The sequence below is a fragment of the Mycobacterium deserti genome (genome assembly GCF_025345615.1).
Taxonomy (GTDB): Bacteria; Actinomycetota; Actinomycetes; order Mycobacteriales; family Mycobacteriaceae; genus Mycobacterium; species Mycobacterium deserti.
On sequence record NZ_JAODWD010000002.1, the window covers coordinates 435,150 to 461,550 of the forward strand.

Here is a 26,401-nt window from a genome sequence, read left to right on the forward strand (position 1 = left end):
TGCGCCGTTCAGTTGATGAAGGGGTTGGTGCCCTCGGGTCGCACGAGTAGCGGGTCGACGCCTTCGTTGATGATGTAGCTGCCTGCCGGCGTCAGCACGAAGCCCGACTGATTGCGGCTGTCGGTGCACGTGGTGGCCGTGCCGTCGTTGCCGCAACTCACCGTCTGGTAGCTGATGCGCGACCCCGACGGCAGCGGCTTGGCGTCACCGGCCACCCCGGCGAACACATCGCCTGCCGAGTTGGCGAATGTCGGCTGGCCTGGGCCGCCGCTGACGAGGTTCGCCGCGTTCGGCGCCCCGGGTAGCGGCCCGCTGCAGCCGTAGCCGCCGTTGCGCTGCAGCACGCACGTCAGCCCGTCGGGGGTCTTGAACGCGTACCACTGGTTGTCCATCACCGCGTATTCGGACAGCTTCACCGGTGCGAACGCGTTGACATTGGGCGGAGGGGGTGGCGGCGGTGGTTCTGGCGGCTGGGCCATGGCAAGGCCCGGCACACCGATCAGGGCCGCCCCCGCAGACCCGACGACGCCGATCAGCACTCTGTTCAGCACGCACACACCCTAAATGGTGCAGATGAGGCGCGCAGCGCTACTCCCCCATTTGCACTAGGACGTCAGTAGTGGCCTGGGCCGCGGCCTGCCATCGCCTCGAGCCGGGCGATCCGCTCCTCGATCGGCGGGTGCGTCGAGAACAGCTTGCCGATCTTCTCGCCGGACCGGAACGGGTTGGCGATCATCAAGTGAGCCTGGTCCGCCAGCTGCGGATCGGGTGGCAGCGGTGCCTGCTGCACGCCCGAACTGATCTTGCGCAGCGCGCTGGCCAGTGCCAGCGGGTCACCGGTCAGCTCGGCGCCCGATTGGTCGGCCTGGTACTCACGTGACCTCGACACCGCCAATCGAATGACCGTCGCCGCGATCGGCCCCAGCAGCGAAACCAGAAGAATCGCAAACGGATTCGCGCCGCCGTCACGGTTGCCGCCGAACATGCTCGCGAAGAACGCTAGGTTGGCCAGCGCCGTGATGATCGATGCCATCGCCCCCGCCACACACGAGATCAGGATGTCGCGGTTGTACACGTGGCTCAGCTCGTGCCCCAGCACCGCCCGCAGTTCGCGCTCGCTGAGGATGTGCAGGATTCCGGTGGTACAGCACACCGCCGCGTTGCGCGGGTTGCGACCGGTCGCGAACGCGTTCGGCGCTGCCGTGTCACTGATGTACAGCCGCGGCATCGGCTGGCGTGCCGTGGTCGCCAGTTCGCGCACGATGCGGTACATCACCGGCGCCTGCATCTCGTTGACCGGCTGGGCGTGCATCGCCCGCAGCGCCAGCTTGTCGCTGTTGAAGTACACGTAGACGTTCATGCCGACGGCGAAGAGCACGGCGAGGAACATGATGTTGCGCCCGAACATCGCCCCGAGGCCGACGATCAGCCCGGAGAACACCACCAGCAACAGGAACGTTTTCGCCCTGTTGGCATGCGGATGCCAAGTCATCAGCTATTCCTCCTCGGAACTATTCGCTGATTCAACGCCCGGGCTGCCGCGGCGGGTTCCGTGTCAGCCGTGCCGGTTCACCGTGTAGTCCACGAGGGTGATCATCGCCTGGCGACCGGGCCCTTCAGGCAGATTGGCCAGCTCATCGCGGGCTTGGCGGGCAAAATCCGCGACGGTTTCCTTGGCCCGTGCCATGCCCTGTGATTCTCGCAACAGCCGCAGTGCCTCGGCCACGTCGTCGTCGCCCGCCACCGGACCAGCCAGCAGCTGCCGCAGCCGGTCCGCGTCCGGCCCCGTCTCGCGCAGCGCGTACAGCACCGGCAGAGTGTGGACGCCTTCGCGCAGATCGGTACCCGGCACCTTGCCCGACTCGTCCGGGTCGCTGTCGATGTCGATGATGTCGTCGGAGATCTGGAATGCCGTACCGACGATGCCGCCGAGTCGGCTCAACCGTTCGATCTGCTCCTCGTCGGCGCCGGAGAACGTCGCGCCGAACCGGCCCGAGGCCGCTATCAGGCAGGCGGTCTTTTCGTAGACGACCTTTAGGTAGTGCTCGACGGAGTCGACGTGCTCGGCGGCGCCGCGGGTTTCGCGCATCTGGCCCGTGACCAGTTGGGCAAACGTGTCGGCGATGATGCGCACCGCCTCCGGCCCGAGTCTGCTGACGAGGCGCGAGGCCGTGGCGAACAGGTAGTCGCCGGCCAGGATCGCGATGTTGTTGCTCCACCGGGCGTTGGCGCTGGGCGCCCCGCGCCGCACCTGCGCCTCGTCCATCACGTCGTCGTGGTACAGCGTGGCCAGGTGCACCAGCTCGATCACGGCCCCGGCGACCGATACCTGCCAGGCGTTGGGCTCGGGTCCGAGTTGGGCTGAGAGCACCGTGAACAGCGGACGGAATCGTTTTCCGCCGGCCTGGAACAGGTGCTGCACCGCCTCGGACATCAGCTCGTCGGCTTTACCCAGCTCGGTGGCCATCAGATCTTCGATGCGGGCGACGCCGTCGCGGACATCCTGTGCGAAGGCGGGGTCTCCGAAGTCGACTCCTGCCACCACACTCGCTGGCGTCCTCACCCTGCCAACATACTGGGAACCATGGACACGCGAGCCGACGTGGTGGTCGTCGGGGCCGGACCGGCCGGTTCCGCCGCGGCTGCCTGGGCATGCCGCGCCGGACGCGACGTGCTGGTGATCGACTCCGCCCAGTTCCCCCGCGACAAAGCCTGCGGCGACGGGCTGACTCCCCGCGCGGTCCACGAGATGGAGCGGCTCGGTCTCGGCCCGTGGCTGTCGGGCCGCATCAAGCACCGAGGGCTACGCATGGCCGGGTTCGGCGCCGACGTCGAGATCGAGTGGCCCGGCCCCTCATTTCCGCCGACGTCGAGCGCGGTGCCTCGAACCGAACTCGACGACCGAATCCGCATGGTCGCTGCCGACGAGGGCGCGAAGATGATGCTCGGTGTGAAAGCCACTGGCGTGCAGCATGATCCGACCGGCCGGGTCACATCCCTGCAGTTGGACTCCGGTGCCGAGATCGGCTGCGAGCAGCTGATCGTCGCAGACGGCGCACGGTCGACACTTGGCCGCGCCCTGGGTCGGCAGTGGCATCAGGAGACCGTCTACGGCGTGGCGATCCGCGGGTACATCGCCACGCCCAGGGCCAACGAGCCGTGGATCACGTCGCACCTGGAGTTGCGTTCACCCTCCGGAGACGTGCTTCCCGGCTACGGCTGGATCTTCCCACTGGGCAATGGCGAGGTGAATATCGGAGTGGGGGCACTGGCGACCGCCAAGCGACCTGCCGACGCTGCGCTGCGGCCGCTGATGTCGTACTACACGGGCCTGCGCCGCGACGAGTGGGGCTTCGACGGCGAGCCACGCGCCGGCCTGTCGGCGCTGCTGCCGATGGGCGGCGCGGTGTCGGGGGTGGCCGGTCGGAACTGGATGCTCATCGGCGACGCGGCCGGGTGCGTCAACCCGTTGAACGGCGAGGGCATCGACTACGGGCTGGAGACCGGACGGCTGGCCGCCGAACTGCTGGACAGCGCAGACCTCACCTCAGCGTGGCCGTCGGTGCTCACCACGCACTATGCGCGGGGGTTCTCCGTGGCGCGACGCCTGGCGTTGCTGCTGACGGTCCCACGGTTTCTGCCGTCGACCGGGCCGATCGCCATGCGATCGGAATTCTTGATGACGGTCGCCGTGCGGGTGATGGGCAATTTCGTCACCGACGAGGACGCCGACTGGGTGGCCCGGGTGTGGCGCAGCGCCGGCCTCGCGTCGCGGCGTCTGGACGCCAGGCCGCCGTTCAGCTAGTCCGGGTCCTTGCTCCTGGCTTGCGCGCGCTTGGCCATGGCTGCCGCGATTCGCACGTCGCCCGGCACCTTGTCCTTTCCGGCTGAACCGGCGAGCCTCAGTGCGATCAGCACGTCGGCGGCGGTGATGAAAAGGCCCCACCAGTACGCCCACTTCATGGACGGATCGGGCTGCGTCGTGAAGAAGAGAATCAGGAAGATCGGCCCGACGATGCCGAACACGAGCGTGCACGCCTGAAAGAACAGGTATCGCTTGAACGTTTCCATGGCGGTTGCAGAATAACGCGGATGAGCAGTGTCTACCGTGCGCCGATGCGGTCGCGCAGCGCCGATTTCGATGCGCAACAGGCGATCGACCGCGCACTGGCGTGCGGCCTCGTCGGGTTCGGGGAGGCGAATGCGGCCGGCGATCGCCTCGAGCGGCGTATCGCGCGGTTCGCCGACATCGACGAACGCGCGTTCGTGTGGACTCGCGACTCGGACAACCTGTACTGGCTGGGCCGCATTGCCGGTCCCTACTTCTACGACGCCGACGGTGCGAGTGTCGATCTGGTGCACGTCCGAGCCTGCCGATGGTTGGCTGAGCCGTTGTCCGAAGCCCAGGTTCCCGCCGCCGTCGTCGCGACATTCGGCCGGGGTGGACTCAACTTTCAGCAGACCCACAGCGACACCGTCGCCGACGAGACGGAACGGATCTGGGACCGCTTCGCCTAGCTGACCTAATGGACTAAGCCGCAACGCATATGCGGATGTCGACCGGCTACGGCCCTCAGACCGTCAACTAGCCGCCTCGAATGGTTCGCCGTCGAGCGCAATCGAAGCTCTGCCGTCGGGTCCGACGGGAACATCGCCCACGAGTGTGACGCGGTACAGGCGACGGTCGTGGTCGAGTGTCAAGTCCGACGGCGCCAGGTGCACGGTCGCGCGGTTGTCCCAGAATGCGATGCTGCCCGCTTCCCACTTGAAGCGCACGGTGTATTCGGGCCGGGCGAGTTCGTCGTAGAACAGCCCCAGCAGGCGCCGACTCTCGTGAGGCGAGATGCCGACGATGTGGGTCGTGAAGCCGGGGTTTACATAGAGCGCCTTCTCGCCGGTCTCCGGGTGCACGCGCACGACCGGATGCTCGGTGAGCAGCGGACGGTCCTGTATCCGGCGCCGATAGTCGTCGGTGGCCGTCGCCCCGTCCGGCGGCGAGAACCGGTGCACCGCGCGCAGCCCGTCGGCGAGTCGGCGCAACGGCGCCGACAAGCCCTCGTAGGCGGCAACGGTGTTGGCCCACTGGGTGTCTCCGCCGTACGGCGGAATGACTTCGGCACGCAGGATCGACGCCGCGGGCGGATTGACCGCGGCGGTCACATCGGCGTGCCAGTTCGGCTTGTCGAAGCCCGAGCCACGAAAGCGCGCCTTGAACCGGTCCCGGAAGATCGGATAGATCGTCGAGTAGTTCGGGTCGGGTATCGCGTCGAAGAGCGGATGCGCAGGTGTCGGCGCACCGAAGGCACGCGCGAAGCGCAGATGGTCGTCGTGGCCGATGAACTGATCGCGGAAGAACACGACCTTCCACCTCAGCATGGCCGCGCGGATCTCGGCGACCTGCTCCTCGTTCAGTGGTGCGGTCAGATCCACCCCGCTGATCTCCGCCCCGGTCCACCCCGACTGCGGTTGAACGCTGATCGCCGTAGCTGCCAATGTCATTTCGATTCCTCTCTGTTCGCCGTCTCAGGATTCGATCGGCCTGGGTGTCACGCCGTCGATTTCGTTCTGTGCGGTGACGATCGCGTTGTAGCGACCGTCGACGTAGGGCTTCAGGTCGACGTGCGTCTTTGTGACCCCGGAGTCGAACAGTCCGTCGGCGACCTGTTGAAACAGCGCGGTGGACTCGGCATCGATCGGGTAATACGTGGTGAGGCCGTCCTCCTCGTACAACTTCTTGCCCTGGTCGTGGGTGATGCCTTGCTGCTCGACGTAGTAGGCGTTGATCCACTCGTCGGCGTGGCTGTCCTTCCAGTTGTTCGCGGCGACCGCCCGGCCCACGTAGTCGCCGATCGCCGCCGCTTTGGCTGGATCGTCGAGGACGTCCCTGCGCACGATCAGAGTCTGGATGCCGGTGTTGATTCCCTTGCCGTCACCGAGAATCGGCGGTTCGCCCAACTGGTAGTACTGGTTGCCGAGCACGATCGCCGCGTCGACGGCTCCCGCCGCGAACGTCGGAACCACCTCCGTCCCAGCCAGTTCGACCGGCTGCACATCTGTGGCGAGGTCGAGCCCGTGCCGTTTGAGCAATGCCGCGGTGATCATGTGCCGACCGGAGCCCGGCGGGTACGCCACACGCTTGCCACGCAACTGCTCGATGGACGTGATCCCGCTGTCCGGACGACCGACGAGGTAGTAGCCACCGCTGGTGCCTGGGTTCGCCTGCAGCCCAATGGTCGCCAGATCGGTGACTTCGCTGTCGACGGCTATCGGCACCGGCGCCTCGCCGATAGACCCGACGTCCGCTGCGCCCGAACGCAACGCTTCGATGACCGCGGCGCCGCCGTTGAAGTCGGCGAACTCCACGGCGTACGGCGCGTCCTTGCCTGCGTCGGCCAGATTCCACGGCAACGACTGGGTGGAGTTCTGTTCCGCAACGACGAGTTTCGTCGCGGCGGGGACGTCGACGGTATTGGCGATGCGCACTGAGTCGATGGCTTGGTCCGCGTCGTCGTCGCCAAGACCGCAAGCGGCGGTCAGCAGGGTGATCGCCAGTGCGGCCGGCAGTTTCCACCGTTTCTTCAGCATGGATGATTCCTCTTCTCTCCTGGTGTCAGATGTGGGGGCCGTCGATGACGCCGAGTTCGGCCAGCAGTCGGGTCCGCAGCGTGGCGAATTCGACAGTTTCGCGTCTGCGTGGCTTGGGCACCGTCACCTCGACGTCGAGGGAGAAGATGCCGTCGGTCAGAACGACGATGCGGTCGGCGAGCAGGATGGCCTCGTCGACATCGTGCGTCACCAGCAGAACTGCCGGTGTGTGACGGCGGCACAGGTCCTGCAGCAGTGCGTGCATCTTGATGCGGGTGAGCGCGTCCAGTGCGCCGAAAGGTTCGTCGAGCAGCAACAGTTCGGGTTCGCGCACCAGGGCGCGAGCCAGCGCGACGCGCTGCGCCTCCCCTCCCGACAGCGTGCGCGGCCACACCTTGGCCTTGGCGGCCAGGTTGACTTCGGACAGGGCGGCGAGCGCCTGCCGGCGCACCGCGGTGGTCGACGGTAGACCGACGGTCACGTTGGTCAGGACACGCTGCCAGGGCAGCAGTCGCGGATCCTGGAACACGATCGCGCGGCGCTCGGGTACACGCAGATACCCGTCGACGTCGCTGTCCAATGCACCGAGCGCGCGTAGGAATGTGCTCTTGCCGGAGCCGCTGCGACCGAGGAGTGCGACGAACTCGCCCGCTCGGATCAACAGGTCCAGTCCATTCAGAATGACGTTGTCACCGAACTTCTTTCGAAGACCTTCGACGACGACAACGGTGTCGGTGAGCGTGTCAGTCACCGTCATAGGCCCGTCTCCAGGTCAGCAGCCGGGCCTCCAGGAAGCGGACGGTCAGGATCGACAGCAGGCCGAGCCCGGCGTAGACGGCGATCAGCACGAAGACCACGTCGACTTGGAAGTACTCTCGCGCGTCGGTCATCATCCGGCCGAGGCCCTTCTTGGCGTTGATGGTCTCGGCGAAGATGAGCGCCAGCCACGACGCGGTGAGCCCGAGTCGCAGGCCAACCAGGAAGCCGGGCAACGAGCCGGGGACGATGACCCGGTAGATCAGCTCGGTGCGCCCGGCACCGAACGATCGGGCGGCCTCGACCAGGCCGGCGTCGACGCTGCGGATCGCGCTGAAGGTGTTGATGTAGATCGACACCGCCACTGCGATGGTGATGAGGGTGATCTTGGGTACTTCGCTGATGCCGAACCACACGATCAGCAGCGGAACCAGGGCGAAGTTCGGAATCGCGTTCAGTACCTCCATGTTCGCGTCGACGAAGTTCTCGCCGACCCGGGACAGTCCTGCGATCAGCGCGAGACCCAACCCCAGGGCGATGCCGATGCCCAGCCCGTAGCCCACCCGCAGCAGGCTGGTCGACAGATGTTCCTGCAGCGACCCGTCGGCGACGAGCTGGTACCCAGCGCGCACAACCCGGGTCGGTGGGGGCACCGTACGGTCGTCGAACGCGCCCGTCGTCGAGAGAATCTGCCACAGCCCGACGAGTAGTACCGGGCCGAGCAGGCGCTGCAGTTGACGCGGGACGCGCTGGCTGCGCAGTCCTTTGCCAGGCGCCGACCTCGGGTCGACAAGCCTGGCATTCGCGTCCGCGGCGGGTGGCCGCGAGATGACGATGGCCATGTCAGGCAGCCCCGAAGAAATCACCTGAAATCAATTGCGACAAAATGCCTTTCGGTCCCACCGGGATATCGCCGACCAGCGTGATCCGGTGGAGCACGCGATCGCCCTCGACGTGCTCGAAGTCGCGAGGGGCTAGGTGCAGGGCGGCCCGGTTGTCCCAGAAAGCCACGCTTCCCGGCTCCCACTTGAACCGCACGGAGTACTCCGGCCGGGCGATCTGCTCGAACAAGAGGTCGAGCACGTGCCGGCTCTCGCGCGGCGACAGGTCGACTATTTCACGGGTGAAGGACGGGTTGACATAGACCACCCGTTCCTCGGTCTCGGGATGGACCCGCACCACGGGGTGGATGGACGCCAGCGGATTGCTGCGGACGTGGTCGCCGATCTTCTCGGAGCTGCGGTCGGCGGAAAACGTTGCCCCGAAGCGGTGTTCAGCCCGGAGTTCGTCGATGAACTCACGCACCGCAGGTGCGAGTCCCTGATACACCGCGGCGACGTTGACGAACTGGGTGTCACCGCCGTAGGGCGGTACCGTCTCGGCGCGCAGGATCGAGTGGGACGGTGGATTGATCAGCGGTGTGACGTCGGCGTGCCACTGGGGTCCGTTGGGGCTCTGCTTCTTGCGGTACTTCGTGCCGTACCGGTGATCATAGGCGGCCGGTGAGACGGTGTGGATCTGCGGGAATTCCGGTGGGGCGGAATCACCTTCGTATGGGTGCCCGGGCGTCACATCGCCGAACTGCGTACCGAAGGCGATGTGGGCGGCGTGGTCGAGCGTCTGGTCGCGGAAGAACACGACCTTCCATTGATGCAGCGCGTCGCGAATGCCGGCCACCTCGGCGGGCGAAAGAGGCGACGACAGGTCGACTCCGGTGATCAGCGCGCCGGTATAACCCGACAGCGGCGTCACCTGTAGACGGGTCTCTGTAACTGCGGTCATGCACAAGCTCCCTCGAAAGCGACTGCGATATCGACGCTTCGACGCTAACGAGATGCCGTGCGGCTGGAACCGGTTGAAATCGGCGTGAAATGAACTCAGGACTTCGTCGCGGCATGCAGCGCGACGATGCCGCCGGAGAGGTTACGCCACCGCACAGCTTGCCAACCGGCATCAGCAATCCGGTGAGCCAGCGACGGTTGATCCGGCCACGCCCGGATCGACTCGGCGAGATAGACGTAGGCATCGGGATTGGATGCCACCGTTCGAGCGATCCGCGGCAGCGCCCGCATCACATATTCCTTGTAAGCCGTAGCGAACAACCGGTTCGCCGGCGTGGAGAACTCGCACACCACCAGCCGCCCGCCTGGCCGGGTGACACGCGCCATCTCACGCAGGCCCGCGACGTGGTCGACGACATTGCGCAGGCCGAAGCTGATCGTCACCGCGTCGAACACCCCGTCGTCGAACGGCAACCGCGTCGCGTCCGCGCCGACCTTCGGCACGTCGCGTTGGGCACCGGCGGCCAGCATCCCGACCGAGAAGTCCGCGGCGACGCACCACGCCCCTGACTCGGCGAGTTGCACGGTTGACACCGCGGTGCCCGCTGCCAGGTCGAGCACCTTGTCTCCCGGCCCGACACGCAGCGCGTTGCGCGTCTCGCGCCGCCAGAACCTGTCTTGTCCGAGCGACAGCACGGTGTTCGTCAAGTCGTAGCGGCGCGCCACGGCGTCGAACATCGACGCGACCTCGTGCGGATCTTTTTCCAGCGTCGCGCGGCTCATGCGACCCACGGTAGCTGTGAAGTTGCTTGAGGCGGGAATGGGGAGCCGTCCCTCGGGCATTCTGCGGATATGAGCAAAAGAGTTTGGTTCATCACCGGAACATCGCGTGGCTTCGGACGTGAGTGGACGATCGCCGCGCTGAATCGCGGCGACAAGGTAGCGGCCACGGCGCGCGACGTGTCGAGACTGGACGACCTGGCGTCCGAGTACGGCGACGCGCTGCTGCCGATTCAGCTCGACGTCACCGACCGCGACGCCGATTTCGCGGCGGTCAAACGAGCCCACGAGCACTTCGGGCGGCTCGACGTCGTCGTCAACAACGCCGGCTACGGGCATTTCGGCTTCATCGAGGAACTGACCGAACAGGAGGCCCGCGCCCAGATCGAGACCAACGTCTTCGGCGCGCTGTGGGTGACGCAGGCGGCGCTGCCGTACCTGCGGGCTCAGCGCAGCGGGCACATAATCCAGGTGTCGTCGATCGGCGGCATCACCGCGTTCCAGAACGTCGGCATCTACCACGCGTCGAAGTGGGCGCTCGAGGGGTTCTCGCAGGCGCTGGCGCAGGAGGTCGCGCCGTTCGGAGTGCACGTGACGCTGGTCGAGCCGGGCGGGTTCGCCACCGACTGGGCGGGTTCGTCGTCAAAGCGGTCCACGCCGCTGCCGGACTACCGCGAGGTGCATGAGGAGGCCGAGCGGATTCGAAGCCAGCGAGTCTCGAAGCCGGGCGATCCGCAGGCGTCAGCGCGGGCGCTACTGAAGGTCGTCGATGCCGAGAAGCCGCCCCTGCGGGTGTTTTTCGGTGAACTGCCGCTGCAGCTGGCCAAGGCGGACTACGAGAACCGACTCAAGACCTGGGAGGAGTGGCAGCCGGTCGCGGTCGAGGCGCAGGGCTGATCCGCCAGCGAGTGACTAGCCCGCTAGGCGGCCTTGAGGCGGCGGCGGCCGATGACGTCTTCGTAGTGACCCAGTAGCTCGTCACAGATCGCCGGCCACGTGCGGTTGAGCACGCTGCGGCGCGCGGCAACCGAATAGCGCTGACGTTCGGTGAGCAGATGCTCGACGGACTCGGCCAGCCTGCCTTCGAATTCGTCGACCGGCAGCAGCAGCCCGGTGCGGTACGGAACGACGAGATCGCGCGGCCCGCCCGCGTTGGGCGCCACCACCGGCAGTCCCGACGCCATCGCTTCCTGCACGGCCTGGCAGAACGTCTCGTGCTCGCCCGGGTGCACGAAGGCGTCCATGCTGGCGTACGCCGCGGCGAGCTCCCGGCCGTACAGTGCGCCGACGAAAGTGGCTCTCGGCATCAGAGTTTCGAGCTTCTGGCGGTCGACGCCGTCTCCGACGACGACCACCTGGAGATCGTCGCGGCCGGCGAGGGTGGCCAACCGCTCGACGTGCTTCTCCGGCGCCAGCCGGCCGACGAAGCCGACGATCGGCTTGCCCTCGGGCGACCACTGCCTGCGCAGGTGCTCGTCGCGTGCCGAGGGCGCGAACCCGGTGATGTCGACGCCGCGAGCCCACTTGTGCACGCGCGGAACGCGATGCGCTTCAAGGTTTTCGATCGCGGCAGTCGACGGCGCCAGCGTCCGGTCGGCGCGGCTGTGCAGGTGCCGTGTCCACGCCCAGGCCGCGCGGGAGGCGAATCCGACGCCGTAGCTCTCGGCGAAACCCGCGACATCCGTTTGGAACACCGCGACTGTCGGCACGCCGAGGTGGCGGGCGGCGTGCAGCCCGCCGTAACCGAGCAGCGCAGGCGACGCCAAATGCACGACGTCCGGGTCGAATCCGCGCAGGACGCTCACCATCCGCGGACGCGGCACTCCCAACGGCAGTGAGGTCACCTTGGGAAACATCTTCGACGGGACCCGATGCACCCGGATGCCGTCATGGACCTTGTCGGCCGAAGGCTCACCACGCGGTGTGTCAGGGGCAATGACGAGAGCCTCGTGTCCGATGCGGCGCAGATGCTCGAGCACCCGCAGCACCGAGTTGGTGACGCCGTTGACATTCGGAAGGAACGACTCTGCGACGATTGCAACGCGCACGCCCAGATCGTCTCAGCGGCGGCTGTCGGCAAGGTTGCCCGCGGGAATACGACACGCAAAAAGCTGGTGCCGATGATCCGGTGCAGCACACCCGCCGCGTGAAGTAATCTGCGCACCAGAGAGGGGCGGTTCGACATGCGCATTCGGGCGATCGTGCTGGTGGCGCTCGGCGTTCTGCTGGCCGTTGTCGGCTGCTCGAAACAGGTTACGGGCGCCGCCGTCGAGGACCCCAGCCAACCGCCGCTGGCATTGAGCGAGGACGGCTTCGGCATCGCCGCAGGCTTCGACGACGCCCCGGTGCGGATCGAGATCTTCACCGAACCGCAGTGCACGCACTGCGCGGATCTGCAGGCCGACTTCGGCGACCAACTCGCCTACTACATTCGCGTCGGCCAGTTGAAGGTGACCTACCGTCCGCTGACGTTCCTCGACACGAGCGCCGACGGCCACTCCGCGAAGGTGGCCAACGCGATGTTCCTGTCCGCCGGGGGCGACGCGACCGGTGCGCAGTTTCAGCGGTTCGTTCAGGACCTGTGGGAGCATCAAGAGCCCTACGGGCCGGGACCGAGTGATCAGGAGATGGCTGACATGGCCATGTCGGCCGGTATGTCCTCCGACGTCGCCACGCGTATCGCGGGCGGCGAGTCGGCGGTCAACATCGCCGACATGGACGACGCGAACTTCCAGTACCTCATGGAGATCGACACTTTGGACACCGGCACGCCAACGGTTTACGACCCGGTGACCGACGAGAAGCTCGACATCTACGACAACGACTGGCTGATCAAGCTCATCCAGTCCTGACGCGACGGCGTTCGAGATAGCCGACACCCAGCAGTGCGGCGACGGCGATCAGCCAGCCGACCACCGCGATCGACCCGGCCGGGATGATCGCCAGTGACGCGTCACGGTCCTGCACCCGCACGAGATCCGGGTTGTTCGTGTCGTATTCGACGTATATGCGCATGCCCGCTTCGAGTTCGGACGGATACAACACGCCCAACTCCGGGCGGTAGGTCACCCGGTCGGGGGTGACGAACTCGATCGTCGACCGCCGCGGCCCGGCGTTGAGAACCTCGGCGGCGGCGACGCCCATATGGCGTTCGATCTGACGGTCGTTACGCCACGCGCCCATCACCATCAACGCCGACTGCAGCGTCACCAGGCACGCGGCGATCACGATACCGATCCGGATGCGACGAAAGATCTTCTGCGAACGCGTTTCCTGCGGGTCGCGCGACAGTCGCGGAATCAGCTTGCGGCCGAACGCAGATACTCCGTTGACCATTGCCGTCGCCGTCACGGCCACCGACTTGTTCGCTCGGCTCACACCTGCCGACTTGTTCGCTCCGCTCACACCTGCCGACTTGTTCGCTCGGCTCACAGTGCCGCCCTGATCGACGCGTGCAGTGCCCGCAGCGACGACCGGTCGGCCTTCACCTCCAGCACGCGCATCCCCTCGTGAGGCTCGTCGAGCGCCGCGCCGAGTTCGCCGACCTCGATCTGTCTGCTGTCGACGTGATAGGCCCGGCAGAGCGCGCCCACGTCGACATCGTGCGGGGTACCGAAGATCCGCGACGACACATCGGAGTACCGCGGATCACCCTGCTCGAGCAACTCGAAGATGCCGCCGCCGTTGTCGTTGGACACCACGATGGTCAGGTCGCGTGGCACCGGCTCCGTGGGCCCGATCAGCAGTCCGGAGCTGTCGTGCACAAACGTCAGGTCGCCGAGCAACGCGATGGTCCGGCTCCTGCCGCTGCCACCGCCCGCCCGGTCATGCGCCAGCGCCGCGCCGATGGCCGTCGACACCGTGCCGTCAATGCCCGCCACACCGCGGTTCGAGCGCACTTTGATGTCCTGCGTGTTCAGCCCGACCAGCGCCGCGTCGCGGACGGGGTTCGACGCGCCGAGCACCAGCTGGTCGCCCGGCCGGACGGCACCGGCGACTGCGGCCGCCACATGCAATCCGGTGGTCAACGGGTGCGCATCGAGCTGGCTGCGGACCGCATTGACGGCCCGTTCGTTGACCTCGGCGCAGCGGCGCAGCCAAGCCTCCGACGGCGACCCGGTGGTGATCGCGCGGGTGCCGGTGGCCTGCGAGTTTCCCGACACGTCGGGCCAGCGCGGGCCAGTGGTCAGCGCGTAGACGGGCACCGACGAGTCGGCGAGCAGGGTCGAGACGGGCCGGTGCAGCGTCGGGCGCCCGAGCATGATGACCTGCCGCGGGCGGACCAACCGCAACGCGAACGGGTGCAGCGGGTTGGCGGCAGGCGGCGCGGTGGGCTCCGCGACGGTCGGCAGTTCGGCGAGATTCGGGTGCTCACCCGCGCCGTGGCCCGCGATCACGACGGTGTCCGGGCTCAGGTCGATGTCGAGCGGCTGGTCGAAGGCCACCGGCGGCGTGTAGGTCCACGGCTTACCGTCGGGACGCCCCTCGGGAGCATAGCGCTCGGCGGGGTCTGCCATATCAGAGACGCCGGGCACCAGCGGCTCACGCAGCGGGATGTCGAACTGCACGGGCCCGGCGTTCGCGGACCGAGAGCCCTTGGCCGCCACCAGGACTCGACACGTTGCCGAGCGCCACTGCGCGTTGAGCGCGTCCAGTTTCTCCGGTGCATCCTCGGCGAGGCCGAGGCTGATCGACTCGCGGACCTGGGTGCCGAAGTAGCCGAGCTGCTCGAACGTCTGGTTGGCGCCGGTGCCGAGCAGCTCGTAGGGCCGGTTGGCCGCCAATACGATCAGCGGCACCCGCGCGTAGTTGGCCTCGACGACCGCGGGTCCGAGGTTGGCCACCGCCGTGCCCGACGTCATCGCAATACAGACCGGCGCCCGGTCGGCGATGGCCAGCCCGATGGCCAGAAAACCTGCGGTGCGCTCGTCGATGCGGACGTGTAAGCGCAGGCGCCCGGCCCGGTCGGCGTCATGCAGCGCAAACGCCAGCGGCGCGTTGCGCGAGCCGGGGCACAGCACGACGTCGCGGACACCGCCGCGGATCAATTCGTCGACGACCACACGGGCCTGCGCCGTCGAAGGGTTCACCCCTACAGACTATCGGCGAAGAATTCGAGCACCGCGGCGTTGACCGCCTGCGGCTGCTCGATGAAGCCGAGATGGCCCGCGTCAGCGATCTCCAGGTAGCGGCCCCGGGGGATGGCGTCGGCGACCTCGCGGCCGAGGTGTGGCGGCAGCACGACGTCGTCGGCGAACCCGATGACCAGTGTGGGTGCCGTAATACTTCGGTAAGCCGGCAGCCGATTGCCCTGAGGGCCGACGCCGAGCTGCGTCCGCAGGCCCGGGGTGACCTTCGTCGGCCACATCATGAACATGTCGATCCAGTCTCGGACCTTGTCGTCGTCGTTCAGCGTCCTGGGCGAGAAGCTCTCCAGCAGACGGATTTTCGCGTCGTAACTGGGCGGCAATTTGACTCCGGCTTCGGCGAACTCCCATTCCGCGTTGCGGAAGAACTCGCGGGCGCGGTCGGCACGGCCGCGGGTGGCCATCAGGACCGCCTTGCTGACCAGCTCCGGCCGGGCGAGCATCAGTTCCTGCGCGATGAACGAACCCATCGACACCCCGACGAGCCGTACCGGCGCGGCACCGAGCTTCTCGATCAGCGCGGCGGTGTCGGCAACCATGGTCTCGGTGGTGAAACCGCTGGCCTTCTCGGTGGCGCCGATACCGCGGTTGTCGAACGTGATGCAGCGATACCCGGCCCGCTGGAACGCGGGCACCTGATGTAGGTGCCAGGTGCGGCCGGCGCCGCCGCGACCGGCAATGAACAGGACTGCATCACCGCTGCCGCGGTCGTCGTAGGCCAAATTCACCCGGCCGACGGTACTTCAATCAGCTTCGGTGAACGCGACCACCGGTATGCGGCGGTTGCCGGCCATCTGCTCGTAGGACGCGTAGTTGGGCATGAACTGCTTGGCCAGTTCGAAGAGCCGGTCGCGTTCGGCGCCGGTCATCTCCTCGCCGACGAAGGTGCCCCGGTAGCCGCGGGACGCCAAGGTGACGCGGGGGTTCGCCTTGACGTTGTGGTACCACGCCGGATGCTTGTCACCGCCGTAGTTCGAGGCGATCACGATCACCCGGCCACCGTCGGTGAAGTACGTCAGGGGTGTGCTGCGCTGCTTGCCGGTCTTCGCCCCGGTGTGGGTGAGCAGCACCTCCGGTATCACCATCGACATCGACACGTGCCCGTTGGTCAGCTTGATCACGGCACGGTCGAGGCGCCATCCGTACCGGCGCAAGAAGTCCTGCGCGAGACGGACCCGCGTGAGGCGTGCTCCGGCGGCAACGAGCCGTGACGGCGAATCGGGTGAAACCTCGGGAATGCCCACGTCCGCGACGGTAGCGCAGCGGGTCGTTTGCGGGACCGGCCGCGTGCCCGATCGATCGCTGCATCCCACATCAGCCGCACCGACGGCAGCAACTGCCCCTGCTGCACGGTGTCTCTGCTGAGCAGCGCGGTCGCCGCCGCTCTTGTCGCCACCGACGCCTTGGAGACATGTCCGGAGTCATACGGCGGCTGCGGGTCGTATTCGATGATGAGTTGCACCGCCTTGGCCTTGGCGTCGCCGCAGATCTGCCCGTACAGCCACATCGCGAGGTCGATCCCTGCGGACACCCCCGCCGCGGTCACGATTTTGTCCTCGTGCACGATCCGCTGATCCCCCACGGTCTGGACGCCGAACGGCTTGAGCATCGGCAGCGCCATCCAGTGTGACGTGGCGCGGCGACCGTCGAGCACACCCGCGGCGGCCAGGATGACCGAGCCTGAGCACACCGATGTCGTCCACGTGGACGTCTCATGCGCGCGGCGAACCCAGGCGAGCACCTTCTCGTCGCGGGCGTGCTCGAAGGACGAGATCCCACCGGGGATCAGGACGATGTCGGGCGACGGCGTCTCGTCAAACGAGTGCGTGGCGCCGATCAGCAGCACACCTGAGTCGGCGGTGATCGGCCCCGGCGCGTGCCACACGAATCTCACGTCGGCGTCAGGCAGGTTGCGCAGCACCTCGTAGGGACCGATGAAGTCCAGCGCGGTGAACCCGGGGTACACCATGAACGCGATCTGCATTGCCATCTCCTCGGTTTAGGCGAACGTCTTGCGGTACTGGTCGGGGGAGACGCCCAGTCGGCGAATGAAGTTGCGGCGCAATGTTTCCGCGGTGCCGAATCCGCAGCGCTCGGCGATGACCGTGACGGTGTCGTCGGTCTCCTCGAGCTGGCGACGGGCGGCTTCGGTGCGGATACGTTCGACGTAGGCGCCAGGTGCTTCGCCGACCTCGATCGTGAACACGCGCGTGAAGTGACGCGGGCTCATGGCGGCGCGGCGGGCCAGCTCCGTAATGCTGTGCAAGCCACCGGGTTCGGATTCGATCGCTTCCTGGACCGCGCGGATCGGCTCGCGTTTGGCGCGCGGCATCCACACCGGCGCGGCGAACTGCGTCTGCCCACCAGGGCGTCGCAGATACATCACCAGCCAGCGAGCCACCGTTTGCGCGGCGTCGGTGCCGTGGTCGTCCTCGACGAGCGACAGGGCCAGGTCGATGCCGGCGGTGACGCCCGCCGCGGTCCACACATTGGCCGAGCTGCGGACGAAGATCGGCTCGGGATCGACTCTGACTGAGGGGAACTCGCTTGCGAGTTGATTCGCAAACGCCCAGTGCGTGGTCGCGCGGCACCCGTTGAGCAGCCCCGCTTCGGCCGCGAGGAACGCTCCCGTGCAGACCGTGACGACGCGCCGCGCGTTCTGCGCGACGGTCTGGATCCAGTTGAGGATGTCGGGGTTCTTGCAGACATCGACGACGCCCATGCCACCGGGGAGGATCACCGTGTCGACGGGGTGCTGCGGATCCGGGAGGGTCTGGGTGACCAGCGCTAGACCGGAACCGGTGGCGACGGGTTGGCCGGTCTCCGAGACGACGGACACGCGGTAACCGTCGTCGGGCCTGCCCTGGGCCGCGAGGTACGTCGTCGCACCGGTGAACACCTCGGCCGGGCCGACCAGATCAAGAGCCTGAATGCCCGGGAAGCCGAGAATCAGCACGTCGCGGACCATTCATTCAGTGTCGGCGACGGATCGGGTGGCGTCTACGCCACGGACCCCACAAATCAGGACATCGCTGGGAACAGACGTTTCAGTCCGCTGACAACGTTGGTGAAGGACAGTTGCGACGCGATGCCGTTGCGAAGGCTCGGTTGCGCGATCGTCTGGTTGACCACGACGAGATACCGCACGCCGCACCTGCGCCATTGCGCCGCCTGCTGCAGCACTTCGTCGACGGTGCCGGTCAGGAAGATCTCTCTCAGCAGCGATTGCGGGACTCGCGCAATGTGTGAGAGCACTGTCTCCTCATCGAGCGTCTGCGGCAGGTGGTCCTGCGCGCCGCTGAATCCGGCGCCGAGCGGATGGGTCTGCCCGTGCCGCCCCCACACCTCATCCGAGGCGTTGAGCGCCCACGTCTTCATGATGTCCGCATCGAGCGCCTCGTCGACGTCGTCGCTACTCCTGCCTGTGACCACCAGCATCCACAGTGCCGGCGTGATCGACATCGGGTCTCGGCCCGCATCGGAAGCCGCGGCACGGATGATCTCGAGTCGCTGCGCATAGTCTTCGGGCCGCTGCGGGAACGCAGGAAACCAGCCGTCGCCGTAGCGACCCGCCGCGCGCAGCATCCGCGGTCCGTGCGCGGCGACCCAGACATCCGGCCACCTGCCCTTGTACGGCGGCAGGTCAAACAGCGCGTTGCGCAGCGGGAAAAACGGCGAGTCCCTGTTGACCAGTTCACCTTTCGAACTCCACAGGGCCCGGATTGTCGCCATCGCCTCCTCGAACCTGGCGACGGGCTTCGACCACTCGACGCCGTACGGTTCGTTGCCCTCCCGTTCGCCCGGGCCGATGCCCAGGATCGTGCGGCCTCGCGTGAGGTGATCGAGTGTGACGGCCGCCTGCGCGGTGACCGCGGGATTGCGTCGGCCCGCGTCGGTAACCCCGATACCGAGGCGCAGGCGGGCTAACCGGTTTCGCGCGGCGATACTGCCGAGCATGGTCCACGGCTCCAACACCGCGTCGGGGGACGGGACGAGACGGCTAGGTCCCGCGTACTTCGGCGTCCACAACACCCGCGGAAACAAGCTGTTGACATGGTCGGGAACCCAGAACGAATCCACCCGACTGGCAACCGCGGACAAGTAGTTGCCCCGGGTGACGAAGTCGGCCCGCGGGCGGGCGAACACCAACGGATCCATCAGACCGACACTCGATCTGCTCATCGAGTCTCCTCGTAGCACGCCGTGATCCGATCGATCCACCACTGCCGCCGCTGCGGCGCGGCGGCCAAATCCTGCAATCGCGCCTGATCCGGCGCCACGGGTGCGACGGGCAGGTACCCGTCGACAGGCGCCGCGGTGTCGGCGACGTCCTCGACGAACAGTCCCCCGGTGCCCAGCCCGCATGCGTACCGCAACTCCGGCAACGCCGCCGCCGCCAACAGACCCCGCCCGATCCCGACCGCCGAGTCGAGTGCGCTCGACACCACGACCGGAATGTCGATTTGCCCTGCGATCGCCAGCATCCTGCGGACACCGCCCAGCGGGGCGACCTTGAGCACCGCGATGTCGGCGGCGCCTTCGCGCACGACACGAAGCGGGTCCTCCGCCTTGCGGATGCTTTCGTCTGCGGCGACCGGTATGTCGATGCGGCGGCGCAACTCGGCCAGCTCGGGCACCGTCGCACAGGGTTGTTCGAGATACTCCAACGGGCCGTCGGATGTCAAAGCCCTTGCCGCGCTGACTGCTTCGTCAACGCTCCATCCCCCGTTCGCGTCGACGCGCACAGTCGGCACGGCCGCACGCACGCCATTGACCCGCGCCACGTCGTCGGCGAGCGTCTGCCCGGGCTCGGCCACTTTGACCTTCGCGGTCCGCGCGCCGGGGAATCGCGCGAGCACGTCGGCGATTTGCGCGGCGTCGACGGCGGGCACCGTCGCGTTGATCGGGATGCGGTCGCGCCGCACCTCGGGAGCGGGCTCGAACGCGGCTTCGAGCGCTGAGGCCAGCCAGTGTGCGGCCTCGGGTGGCTCATACTCGGGGAAGGCTCCGAACTCACCCCAGCCCGCGGGACCGTCGATCAACGCCACCTCGCGAACCATGATGCCGCGGAAGCGCACTCGCATCGGCAACGCGACGACATGCAGTCGGTCCAGGACGTCGTCGAGCTGCACGTCTCTCATCCTGCCTTGTCGGGCCCGCCTCTACAGCAGGAGGGCTTACGCGGTGCGACGCCCGCTGACCAGCGCCCTTGAATCACGCGTTGTCAGGATGGTCGCCGCATACCCAGAGTCCCTCGGAGGTAGGACGAGGCGCGCCCGGGGGCGCCCACCGGCCGTCATACTTCGGTCACCGTCTCAGTGTTTATCACACCGCCCTGCAGGTTATGTTTCAGTCACTTAACTATTTTTGCTCGACGGCAAGGAGCACTTGTGCAACGGAGAACACTCATCCCGTCGGCACTGGCAGTGACGGTTACCGCGGTGATCGGCGGGCTGGCGAGCCGACCCGCCCAGTCCTCGTGGTACGCCACGCTCCGAAAGCCGCCGTATCAGCCGCCGCGACAGGCGTTTCCGATAGTGTGGCCGATGCTTTACGCCGACATCGCGGTGGTGTCGTCGGCCACGCTGGATGAGTTGGCGCGGCAGGGTAGGAGCGACGAGCGTCGCCGCTACATCGCGGCGCTCGTCGCGAATCTCGTGTTGAACGGCAGTTGGTCATGGCTGTTCTTCGACCGCCGCATGCTGGGCACGGCCGCCATCGCCGCCGGAGCACTGACGGTCAGCAGTGCCGATCTGACGAGGCGCTCCGTCGCGGTGCAGGGTGCGAAGGCGGCGCCGCTGGGTCTATATCCATTGTGGTGCGCGTTCGCGACGGTCCTGTCGTCGCACATCTGGTTCCTGAACACACGCTGATGGGCATCGTCGAATTACCAAAGCAAGTGGTCGAATCCGTGTTGTCGATCGCCGGTGTCAGAGTCGGCACCGAGGAACCGCACTACCTGGCCACCATACTCACCGACAACGTCCAGATACGGCGCTACGGTCCGCGCGTCGCGGCACAGACGGTGGTCGACGCCGACGAAGAGCATGCGCGCAACGTCGGCTTCCGCAGGCTTGCCCGCTACATCTTCGGCGGCAACCACCACGACGAGTCGATAGCGATGACTGCGCCCGTCAGTCAGCAATCGGGCGAGAAGATCGCGATGACGGCACCGGTGGCGCAGTCCAGCGAGGGCGGACGGTCCACGATTCGTTTCTTCATGCCGTCGAAGTGGTCGATGGCGACCCTGCCTCAGCCCGATGACGACGAGGTGGCGCTTGTCGAACTACCCGCGGAGACCTACGCAGTGCAGCGCTTCACCGGCGATCGCAGCCCCCAGGCCGTCGCCGCGCGAACCGAGGAACTTTTGAAGACACTGCGCGACAACGGTGTCGAGCCTGCCGGAGAGCCGCTGGCATGGTTCTACGACCCACCGTGGACGCTGCCGTTCCGTCGCCGCAACGAGATCGCGATTCCGGTCGCTGCGGGCCGCTCGAAGTAGAACGGCGGTTCTGAACCCCGGCGAAGTCGCAGGCGATGCCGGTCACCGTCACCAAACCCGAACCCCGAATTGCCCACCTCAGAACGACTTTGTCGTTCTCGACGACTTCGTCGGTGAGAGGTGGGCACTTCGGCACTTCATCTGCCTAGCCTCGCCGAACCGGCCCTAGACCGTCGTGCGGTCGCGGCCCTCCCAGTACGGCTTGCGCAGGTCCTTCTTCAGCACCTTGCCGGTGGGGTTGCGCGGCAACTCATCTGCGATGTCGACGCTCTTGGGGCACTTGTAGGCCGCCAGCCGTTCCCGCGCGAACGTGATGAGATCCTGCTCGCTTGCCTCGCCCTCGAGCTGGACAACGGCCTTGACCACCTCGCCCCACTTGTCGTCGGGCACCCCGATCACCGCGACGTCGACCACGGCCGGGTGCTCGGCCAGCACCCGCTCCACCTCGATCGAATAGATGTTCTCGCCGCCCGAGATGATCATGTCCTTGAGCCGGTCCTCGACAAAGATGTAGCCGCCGTCGTCGACGCGGCCGATGTCACCGGTGCGGAACCAGCCGTCGTCCGTGATGGCCTCGGCCGTGGCTTCCGGCTTGTTGTGGTAGCCCTTCATCAATTGCGGAGAGCGGAACCACAATTCGCCCTGCTCCCCCGTCGCAACGTCTTCGAGCGTGTCGGGATCGACAACGCGCACCTCGGCGTTGGGCACCAGCGTCCCCGCGCTGGACAACCGCTCCTCCTTGCCGGGGTCCCGGTGCGCCTCGGGCAGCAGGTGGCTGATCACACCGCACAGTTCGGTCAACCCGTACGCCTGCATGAAGTCGGTGTTGGGCCAGGCCTCGAGTGCCTGCCGGAGCAACGGCAGCGGCATCGGCGACGCACCATAGGCGAAGGTCTTCAGCGCGCCGAACAGTTTGACCGCATCCTCGCCCGAGTCCAGCACCTTCGCCAGCACGGCGGGCACCAGGAATGTTCGGTTGGCGCCCTTGAGGATTGCCCCCGCCAGCGACATCCCGTCGACCTCGCGCGTCATTACGCTCGTGACGCCGTCGTGCAGGCCGAACTGCACATACGACGAGCCTCCGACGTGGAACAGCGGCATCGACACCATGTTCTTGTCGCCTTCGTCGAACTCGAAACCCTCGTGCGCGTTGACGGTGTGCGCGATCAGGTTCGCCTGCGTCAGCTCCACGCCCTTGGGTCGGCCCGTCGTGCCCGAGGAATACATGATGATCGCCACGTCGTCGGGTTCGACGTCCTCGCCGCGCCCAGTCGGAGTGGCCGCGGCCAGCATCGCCTCGTACTCGTCGCCGTCCTCACCCTCGGGCGTCACCTCGATGACGTGCTCGACATGGGTGAGCTTGTCGCGGATCTTGTCGACGGTCGGCTTCAGCTCCTTGCCGACGATCAGCAGCTTGGCATCGGAATCGTTGACCACGTAGTCGAGTTCGTCGGCGGCCAACCGGAAATTGATGATCGCGTTCGCGGCACCGAGGGACGCGGCGGCCAGCGTCAGCTCGACACATGCGGGATGGTTCTTGTCGAGGAACGCCACGACGTCCCCCCGCCCGATGCCCCGCTCCTTGAGCGCGCCGGCCAGTCGGCGTACCCGGTCGTCCCACTGCGACCAGGTCCAGGTGCGGTCGAAATAGGTCATCGCCTCGACATCGGGGGTGGTCTTCGCCCAGTGGGCGGTTCGTTCGTCGAGGAAGCGGGGGTCGGGAAGTCCAGACAGGTCAGGCATGACCAAAGCCTGCCATGACAACAGTGGTTGTCAATTAGAGTTGGCCATAAACTTGCCGGCCCGCCAAGAACGTGGCGCGTACCTCCAAGTCGGCGATCTGCTCCGGCGCCACGGTTCGCGGATCGGCCGACAGCACTACCATGTCGGCGTACTTGCCAACCTCCAGCGAACCGATGATGTCGTCGGCGAACAGCTGCCAGGCCGCGTCGATCGTCTGGGCCCTGATCGCCTGCTCGACCGTGATTCGCTCCTCGGGCCCGATGACCCGGCCGCTGGGCGCGGTGCGGGTGGCCGCGACGCTGATGTTGCGCAGCGGCTCCTCCGGGGTCACCGGCGGGTCGTTGTGCAGCGAGATGCGCATGCCCGTCTTGACCGCGGAACCGCACGGCATCCAGCGCATTCCGTGTTCGGGCCCAAACAGGCCGTCGACGATGACGTCACCCCAGTAGTGAATCTGGTCGACGAACAGGCTGCACGTCACCCCGAGGTCGTGCGCCCGCTGCAGTTGCTCGTCGCGGATCGCGCCGACGTGCTCGAGCCGCAGCCGATGGTCGTCGCGGGGCCAGCGCCGTAGCGCGTCGGAGTACACGTCGAGGATGGTGTCGACGCCCGCGTCGCCCTGTACGTGGCAGGCCATCGGCCAGCCCTTCGGGAAATACGCGTGCACGATCTCGGTGAGCTGCTCGCGGGTGTAGTTGGCATGGCCGCACGAACCAGGGGCCACACCGATGATGCGGACGTCGTCGGTGTCCAAATACGGAAACGACAGGTTGATGTTGCCGATCCACGGCGAACCGTCGACCCAGATTTTGATACCCACCTGGCGCACCATGTCGTCGCCATTGACCGGCGTCGCGTCGGTGGCCATTGCGGCGTTCGAGATCTCGTACACCCGCAGCCGCACGGACAGCTCGTCGCGCATCTGGTCGAGCACCGGACGGAACATCGGGTCGAACGCCATCTCCGAACACGTCGTCAGCCCGGCCCGGGCTAGCCGCCCCAGTTCCGCGCGCAGCATCGCTGGATAGTCGCTGGGGTTTATCGCGTCGGGCAGCAGACTGAACACCGCGCCTGTCTCCTCGGCCGTGCCGTCGAGGTCGCCGTTCGCGTCGCGCCCGTATCGCGCGCCCTTCGGATCGGGGGTGTCGCGGGTGAGGCCCGCGCGTCGGGCTGCGGCGCTGTTGAAGAATGCCTTGTGCCCGGAGTTGTGCACGATCACCAGCGGGGTGTTGGGCGCCTGTTCGTCGAGCCATGCCAGCGTCGGCTCCGGCAAGCCGCGTTGCAAGAGCGGATCCCAGCCGTTGAGGTAGGCCCCGTCGTCGCCCTGCCTGTCGACTTCGGCATGGATCGCGTCCACGACGGCGGACGCGTCGCGCAGCGTGACCGGCCGGATGTCGACCATCCGGTCGGACAGCACGATCGCTTCCATCAGCGGATGCCCATGCGCCTCCACCAGACCGGGCATCACGCAGCCGTCGCCGAGGTCGAGCGTCCGCGTTTGCGGCCCGCTCCAACACTCGATCTGCTCCCTGCTGCCGACCGCCACGATGCGGCCGTCGGCCACCGCGAGCGCTTCGGCGGTCGGCTGCAGATCGTCGACGGTGAGGACGGTTCCGGTCAGCACGAGATCGGCAGTGGACATCCGATCAGTATGGTGGTGCGCACTTGTGGCGGTGGGGCGTTCGGCTAGGCCCCGCCGAACTCGGGACGCAGTATCGAGCTGAGCGCTGCGAGCGGGATATGGGCCTGCGCGGTACCGCCGTCGATCGACCACTGCATGTGCCCCGGCGTGTAGTTGAGCGGGGTGTCGTGTGCGACAGGGTAATCAGGTAAGTACAGGATCAGTTCGTCCCCGCTGAGCGCCCACGCACGGTAGCCGCCCGAATACACCTTGTCGGGTGTCCACCGATCCGCGACGAACGGGTACGTTCCGGGTTGGTGCGGCGGTGGCGCCTGGTCGAGCGCAGTGACGACGAAGGGATGGGCCAGTGGAGGAATCGCCGCCAGCGGGTCGACGCCCGGCCGCACCAGATCGGCCAGCTGAAGTCGACGACCCGCGGCCATGTCGAAAGTGAATGTGCGGTAGGCGTTGTTGAAGTCCGGGCCGTCCGCGTGATAGGTCTCGCGGAACACCGCCGAGAGTACGTTGCCGCGGCGGAAGATCTGGAAATTCTCCTCTCCGTAGCTGTCCGCAACCATCTTGACGGCGGCAGCGCGCCAGTTGTTCATCAGCGTGCTCAGGTAGTCGCGGAGCACGGGGCGGGTGGTCGGATTGTCGACGAGGTCCGGTATTGCCATCTTGATGTCGCGGACCGCCTTGCGCTCCGAGAGCACTGTCGTGCGACAGTACTGGCCGTCCCATTGACCCCCGAGTTCACCGCAGAACGACGGGGCCGCAGCGGAGACGGGTGCGGCACCGAGAACTGCGGCCGCCGCGAGTATGAGACCGACGACCGCGCGGTGGATCACGGTAGCTCGACTTTGCTTGCGCGCCAGGAATTGTCGATGTTCTCCATCGTCATCTTGATCCGGCTGCGGTCGACACGCGGGTCGGGTACGTTGGCGTTGGACACCGACTGGTCGACGAACAGCAGGACGACGACCTTGTCCCTGGTCGCGGACTGCACCGCCGAATCCAGGACGACGCCATGCGCGGTCGCCTTGTTGTCGATCAGCAGCTGTCGCAGTTGCATGCTGGATTGGGAGTACATGTCCTTGAACTCACCGGTCGACCCGTCGAGCACCTGCGCGAAATTCTCGTCGACCTTGGTGGAGTCGATACTGGTCAAGATCTCCGCGTACGCGACGGCCGCTTTCTGGGCCTCTTGGCCCGCCCGGTCGATCTGCCGCTCTTGCCACAGTTGCCATCCCAGGAATCCCGAACCAGCAAGTCCAACAATGACAATCGCCGCAGCAGCGCCGAGCCGCAGTCGCCGCCGCCCCCGGTTGCTCCCGCCGCCTTCGTGCTCACCGTCCGCGGTCTTGTCAACGTCCTGTTCGGTTTCGTCGTCGACCGACTCAATGTTTTCCTCAGGATCCAGCTCTTCGGCTGTATTGGTGTCGTGATCGTTGTCGGTAGTCACAGACAAGGTCATCTCCTCATGGTG

Annotated in this window: 29 protein-coding genes; 6 read left to right on the forward strand and 23 right to left on the reverse strand. The window is 66.8% G+C overall.

The features are described from left to right. Positions 1 to 8: 8 nt before the first annotated feature. The 3 genes from N4S67_RS08255 to grcC1 all read right to left on the reverse strand — a co-directional run bounded on the left by N4S67_RS08255 (position 9) and on the right by grcC1 (position 2,563). Entirely contained in the window at positions 9 to 557 is a 549-nt protein-coding gene (locus N4S67_RS08255) for a hypothetical protein (RefSeq protein WP_260992463.1), read from the reverse strand. A 56-nt stretch (positions 558 to 613) separates the two neighbouring features. Continuing rightward, complete coding sequence (gene htpX, locus N4S67_RS08260) at positions 614 to 1,492, reverse strand: zinc metalloprotease HtpX (protein ID WP_260992464.1); 879 nt, start codon at positions 1,490 to 1,492, stop codon at positions 614 to 616. 63 nt (positions 1,493 to 1,555) lie between these two features. Then, on the reverse strand, positions 1,556 to 2,563 hold the full coding sequence (gene grcC1 / locus N4S67_RS08265) for a nonaprenyl/(2E,6E)-farnesyl/geranylgeranyl diphosphat synthase (protein ID WP_260992465.1): 1,008 nt from the start codon (positions 2,561 to 2,563) through the stop codon (positions 1,556 to 1,558). 21 nt (positions 2,564 to 2,584) lie between these two features. Here grcC1 and menJ point away from each other — a divergent pair, with 21 nt between their 5' ends. After that, positions 2,585 to 3,805 (forward strand): menaquinone reductase, encoded by a 1,221-nt coding sequence (gene menJ, locus N4S67_RS08270; RefSeq protein WP_260992466.1) that lies wholly within the window; start codon positions 2,585 to 2,587, stop codon positions 3,803 to 3,805. Here menJ and N4S67_RS08275 read toward each other — a convergent pair. Beyond that, the gene (locus N4S67_RS08275) at positions 3,802 to 4,071 is read right to left on the reverse strand and encodes a hypothetical protein (protein ID WP_260992467.1); all 270 of its coding nucleotides are present in this window, start codon (positions 4,069 to 4,071) and stop codon (positions 3,802 to 3,804) included. The genes menJ and N4S67_RS08275 overlap by 4 nt on opposite strands. A 21-nt stretch (positions 4,072 to 4,092) precedes the next feature. Between N4S67_RS08275 and N4S67_RS08280 the strand changes: the two genes are divergently transcribed. Beyond that, positions 4,093 to 4,518, forward strand: coding sequence for a GAF domain-containing protein (locus tag N4S67_RS08280; RefSeq protein WP_260992468.1), 426 nt, complete (start codon positions 4,093 to 4,095; stop codon positions 4,516 to 4,518). 63 nt (positions 4,519 to 4,581) lie between these two features. Here the strand turns inward: N4S67_RS08280 and N4S67_RS08285 are convergent, their stop codons facing one another. The 6 genes from N4S67_RS08285 to N4S67_RS08310 all read right to left on the reverse strand — a co-directional run bounded on the left by N4S67_RS08285 (position 4,582) and on the right by N4S67_RS08310 (position 9,905). Further along, positions 4,582 to 5,499, reverse strand: a complete 918-nt coding sequence (locus N4S67_RS08285) for a TauD/TfdA dioxygenase family protein (protein ID WP_260992469.1) — start codon at positions 5,497 to 5,499, stop codon at positions 4,582 to 4,584. A 24-nt stretch (positions 5,500 to 5,523) separates the two neighbouring features. Further along, positions 5,524 to 6,585 carry a PhnD/SsuA/transferrin family substrate-binding protein gene (locus N4S67_RS08290; RefSeq protein WP_260992470.1) on the reverse strand — a complete coding sequence of 354 codons (1,062 nt, stop codon included), beginning with the start codon at positions 6,583 to 6,585 and terminating at the stop codon, positions 5,524 to 5,526. 25 nt (positions 6,586 to 6,610) lie between these two features. After that, on the reverse strand, positions 6,611 to 7,342 hold the full coding sequence (locus N4S67_RS08295; RefSeq protein ID WP_260992471.1) for an ABC transporter ATP-binding protein: 732 nt from the start codon (positions 7,340 to 7,342) through the stop codon (positions 6,611 to 6,613). Beyond that, positions 7,329 to 8,183, reverse strand: a complete 855-nt coding sequence (locus N4S67_RS08300) for an ABC transporter permease (protein WP_260992472.1) — start codon at positions 8,181 to 8,183, stop codon at positions 7,329 to 7,331. Before N4S67_RS08300 ends, N4S67_RS08295 begins: the two co-directional genes overlap by 14 nt. Position 8,184: 1 nt before the next feature. Continuing rightward, on the reverse strand, positions 8,185 to 9,123 hold the full coding sequence (locus N4S67_RS08305) for a TauD/TfdA dioxygenase family protein (protein ID WP_260992473.1): 939 nt from the start codon (positions 9,121 to 9,123) through the stop codon (positions 8,185 to 8,187). Positions 9,124 to 9,218: 95 nt separating this feature from the next. Then, positions 9,219 to 9,905, reverse strand: coding sequence for a demethylmenaquinone methyltransferase (locus tag N4S67_RS08310; RefSeq protein ID WP_260992474.1), 687 nt, complete (start codon positions 9,903 to 9,905; stop codon positions 9,219 to 9,221). 69 nt (positions 9,906 to 9,974) lie between these two features. Here N4S67_RS08310 and N4S67_RS08315 point away from each other — a divergent pair, with 69 nt between their 5' ends. Beyond that, entirely contained in the window at positions 9,975 to 10,799 is an 825-nt protein-coding gene (locus N4S67_RS08315) for an SDR family oxidoreductase (RefSeq protein ID WP_260992475.1), read from the forward strand. A 23-nt stretch (positions 10,800 to 10,822) separates the two neighbouring features. On the opposite strand, the gene N4S67_RS08320 is transcribed toward N4S67_RS08315, so the two are convergent. Next, positions 10,823 to 11,950, reverse strand: a complete 1,128-nt coding sequence (locus N4S67_RS08320; RefSeq protein ID WP_260992476.1) for a glycosyltransferase family 4 protein — start codon at positions 11,948 to 11,950, stop codon at positions 10,823 to 10,825. Between the two features lie 135 nt (positions 11,951 to 12,085). On the opposite strand from N4S67_RS08320, the gene N4S67_RS08325 reads away from it, so the two are divergent. Beyond that, on the forward strand, positions 12,086 to 12,754 hold the full coding sequence (locus tag N4S67_RS08325) for a DsbA family protein (protein WP_260992477.1): 669 nt from the start codon (positions 12,086 to 12,088) through the stop codon (positions 12,752 to 12,754). Here N4S67_RS08325 and N4S67_RS08330 read toward each other — a convergent pair. The 8 genes from N4S67_RS08330 to N4S67_RS08365 form a co-directional block, all read right to left on the reverse strand. Beyond that, a complete protein-coding gene (locus N4S67_RS08330; protein WP_260993050.1) occupies positions 12,741 to 13,238 on the reverse strand; it encodes a DUF3592 domain-containing protein in 498 nt (165 codons plus the stop codon). The two genes, N4S67_RS08325 and N4S67_RS08330, sit on opposite strands and share 14 nt — an antisense overlap. A gap of 92 nt (positions 13,239 to 13,330) precedes the next feature. Continuing rightward, positions 13,331 to 14,992, reverse strand: a complete 1,662-nt coding sequence (menD, locus tag N4S67_RS08335; RefSeq protein WP_260992478.1) for a 2-succinyl-5-enolpyruvyl-6-hydroxy-3-cyclohexene-1-carboxylic-acid synthase — start codon at positions 14,990 to 14,992, stop codon at positions 13,331 to 13,333. Positions 14,993 to 14,994: 2 nt separating this feature from the next. Beyond that, a complete protein-coding gene (locus tag N4S67_RS08340; RefSeq protein WP_260992479.1) occupies positions 14,995 to 15,777 on the reverse strand; it encodes an alpha/beta fold hydrolase in 783 nt (260 codons plus the stop codon). Between the two features lie 15 nt (positions 15,778 to 15,792). Next, complete coding sequence (locus N4S67_RS08345) at positions 15,793 to 16,170, reverse strand: nitroreductase family deazaflavin-dependent oxidoreductase (RefSeq protein ID WP_260992480.1); 378 nt, start codon at positions 16,168 to 16,170, stop codon at positions 15,793 to 15,795. After that, positions 16,167 to 17,039, reverse strand: coding sequence for a DJ-1/PfpI family protein (locus tag N4S67_RS08350; RefSeq protein ID WP_449288831.1), 873 nt, complete (start codon positions 17,037 to 17,039; stop codon positions 16,167 to 16,169). Before N4S67_RS08350 ends, N4S67_RS08345 begins: the two co-directional genes overlap by 4 nt. A gap of 9 nt (positions 17,040 to 17,048) precedes the next feature. After that, complete coding sequence (locus tag N4S67_RS08355; RefSeq protein WP_260992482.1) at positions 17,049 to 18,017, reverse strand: GlxA family transcriptional regulator; 969 nt, start codon at positions 18,015 to 18,017, stop codon at positions 17,049 to 17,051. A 53-nt stretch (positions 18,018 to 18,070) separates the two neighbouring features. Further along, positions 18,071 to 19,231, reverse strand: a complete 1,161-nt coding sequence (locus N4S67_RS08360; protein ID WP_260992483.1) for an LLM class flavin-dependent oxidoreductase — start codon at positions 19,229 to 19,231, stop codon at positions 18,071 to 18,073. Then, entirely contained in the window at positions 19,228 to 20,190 is a 963-nt protein-coding gene (locus N4S67_RS08365; protein ID WP_260992484.1) for an o-succinylbenzoate synthase, read from the reverse strand. Before N4S67_RS08365 ends, N4S67_RS08360 begins: the two co-directional genes overlap by 4 nt. Before the next feature lie 249 nt (positions 20,191 to 20,439). Between N4S67_RS08365 and N4S67_RS08370 the strand changes: the two genes are divergently transcribed. Then, positions 20,440 to 20,922 carry a TspO/MBR family protein gene (locus tag N4S67_RS08370; RefSeq protein ID WP_260992485.1) on the forward strand — a complete coding sequence of 161 codons (483 nt, stop codon included), beginning with the start codon at positions 20,440 to 20,442 and terminating at the stop codon, positions 20,920 to 20,922. Beyond that, positions 20,922 to 21,551, forward strand: a complete 630-nt coding sequence (locus tag N4S67_RS08375) for an SOUL family heme-binding protein (protein WP_260993051.1) — start codon at positions 20,922 to 20,924, stop codon at positions 21,549 to 21,551. Before N4S67_RS08370 ends, N4S67_RS08375 begins: the two co-directional genes overlap by 1 nt. A 165-nt stretch (positions 21,552 to 21,716) precedes the next feature. On the opposite strand, the gene N4S67_RS08380 is transcribed toward N4S67_RS08375, so the two are convergent. Genes N4S67_RS08380 through N4S67_RS08395 form a run of 4 tightly spaced genes read right to left on the reverse strand, consistent with a single transcriptional unit; the run spans position 21,717 to position 26,389 of the window. Continuing rightward, complete coding sequence (locus N4S67_RS08380; protein WP_260993052.1) at positions 21,717 to 23,285, reverse strand: long-chain-fatty-acid--CoA ligase; 1,569 nt, start codon at positions 23,283 to 23,285, stop codon at positions 21,717 to 21,719. A 43-nt stretch (positions 23,286 to 23,328) separates the two neighbouring features. Further along, a complete protein-coding gene (locus N4S67_RS08385) occupies positions 23,329 to 24,936 on the reverse strand; it encodes an amidohydrolase (RefSeq protein WP_260992486.1) in 1,608 nt (535 codons plus the stop codon). A 44-nt stretch (positions 24,937 to 24,980) separates the two neighbouring features. After that, positions 24,981 to 25,763, reverse strand: a complete 783-nt coding sequence (locus tag N4S67_RS08390) for a mannan-binding protein (RefSeq protein WP_390893288.1) — start codon at positions 25,761 to 25,763, stop codon at positions 24,981 to 24,983. Beyond that, a complete protein-coding gene (locus N4S67_RS08395) occupies positions 25,760 to 26,389 on the reverse strand; it encodes a tetratricopeptide repeat protein (protein WP_260992487.1) in 630 nt (209 codons plus the stop codon). The genes N4S67_RS08390 and N4S67_RS08395 overlap by 4 nt, the downstream gene beginning before the upstream one ends. Between the last annotated feature and the right edge of the window lie 12 nt (positions 26,390 to 26,401).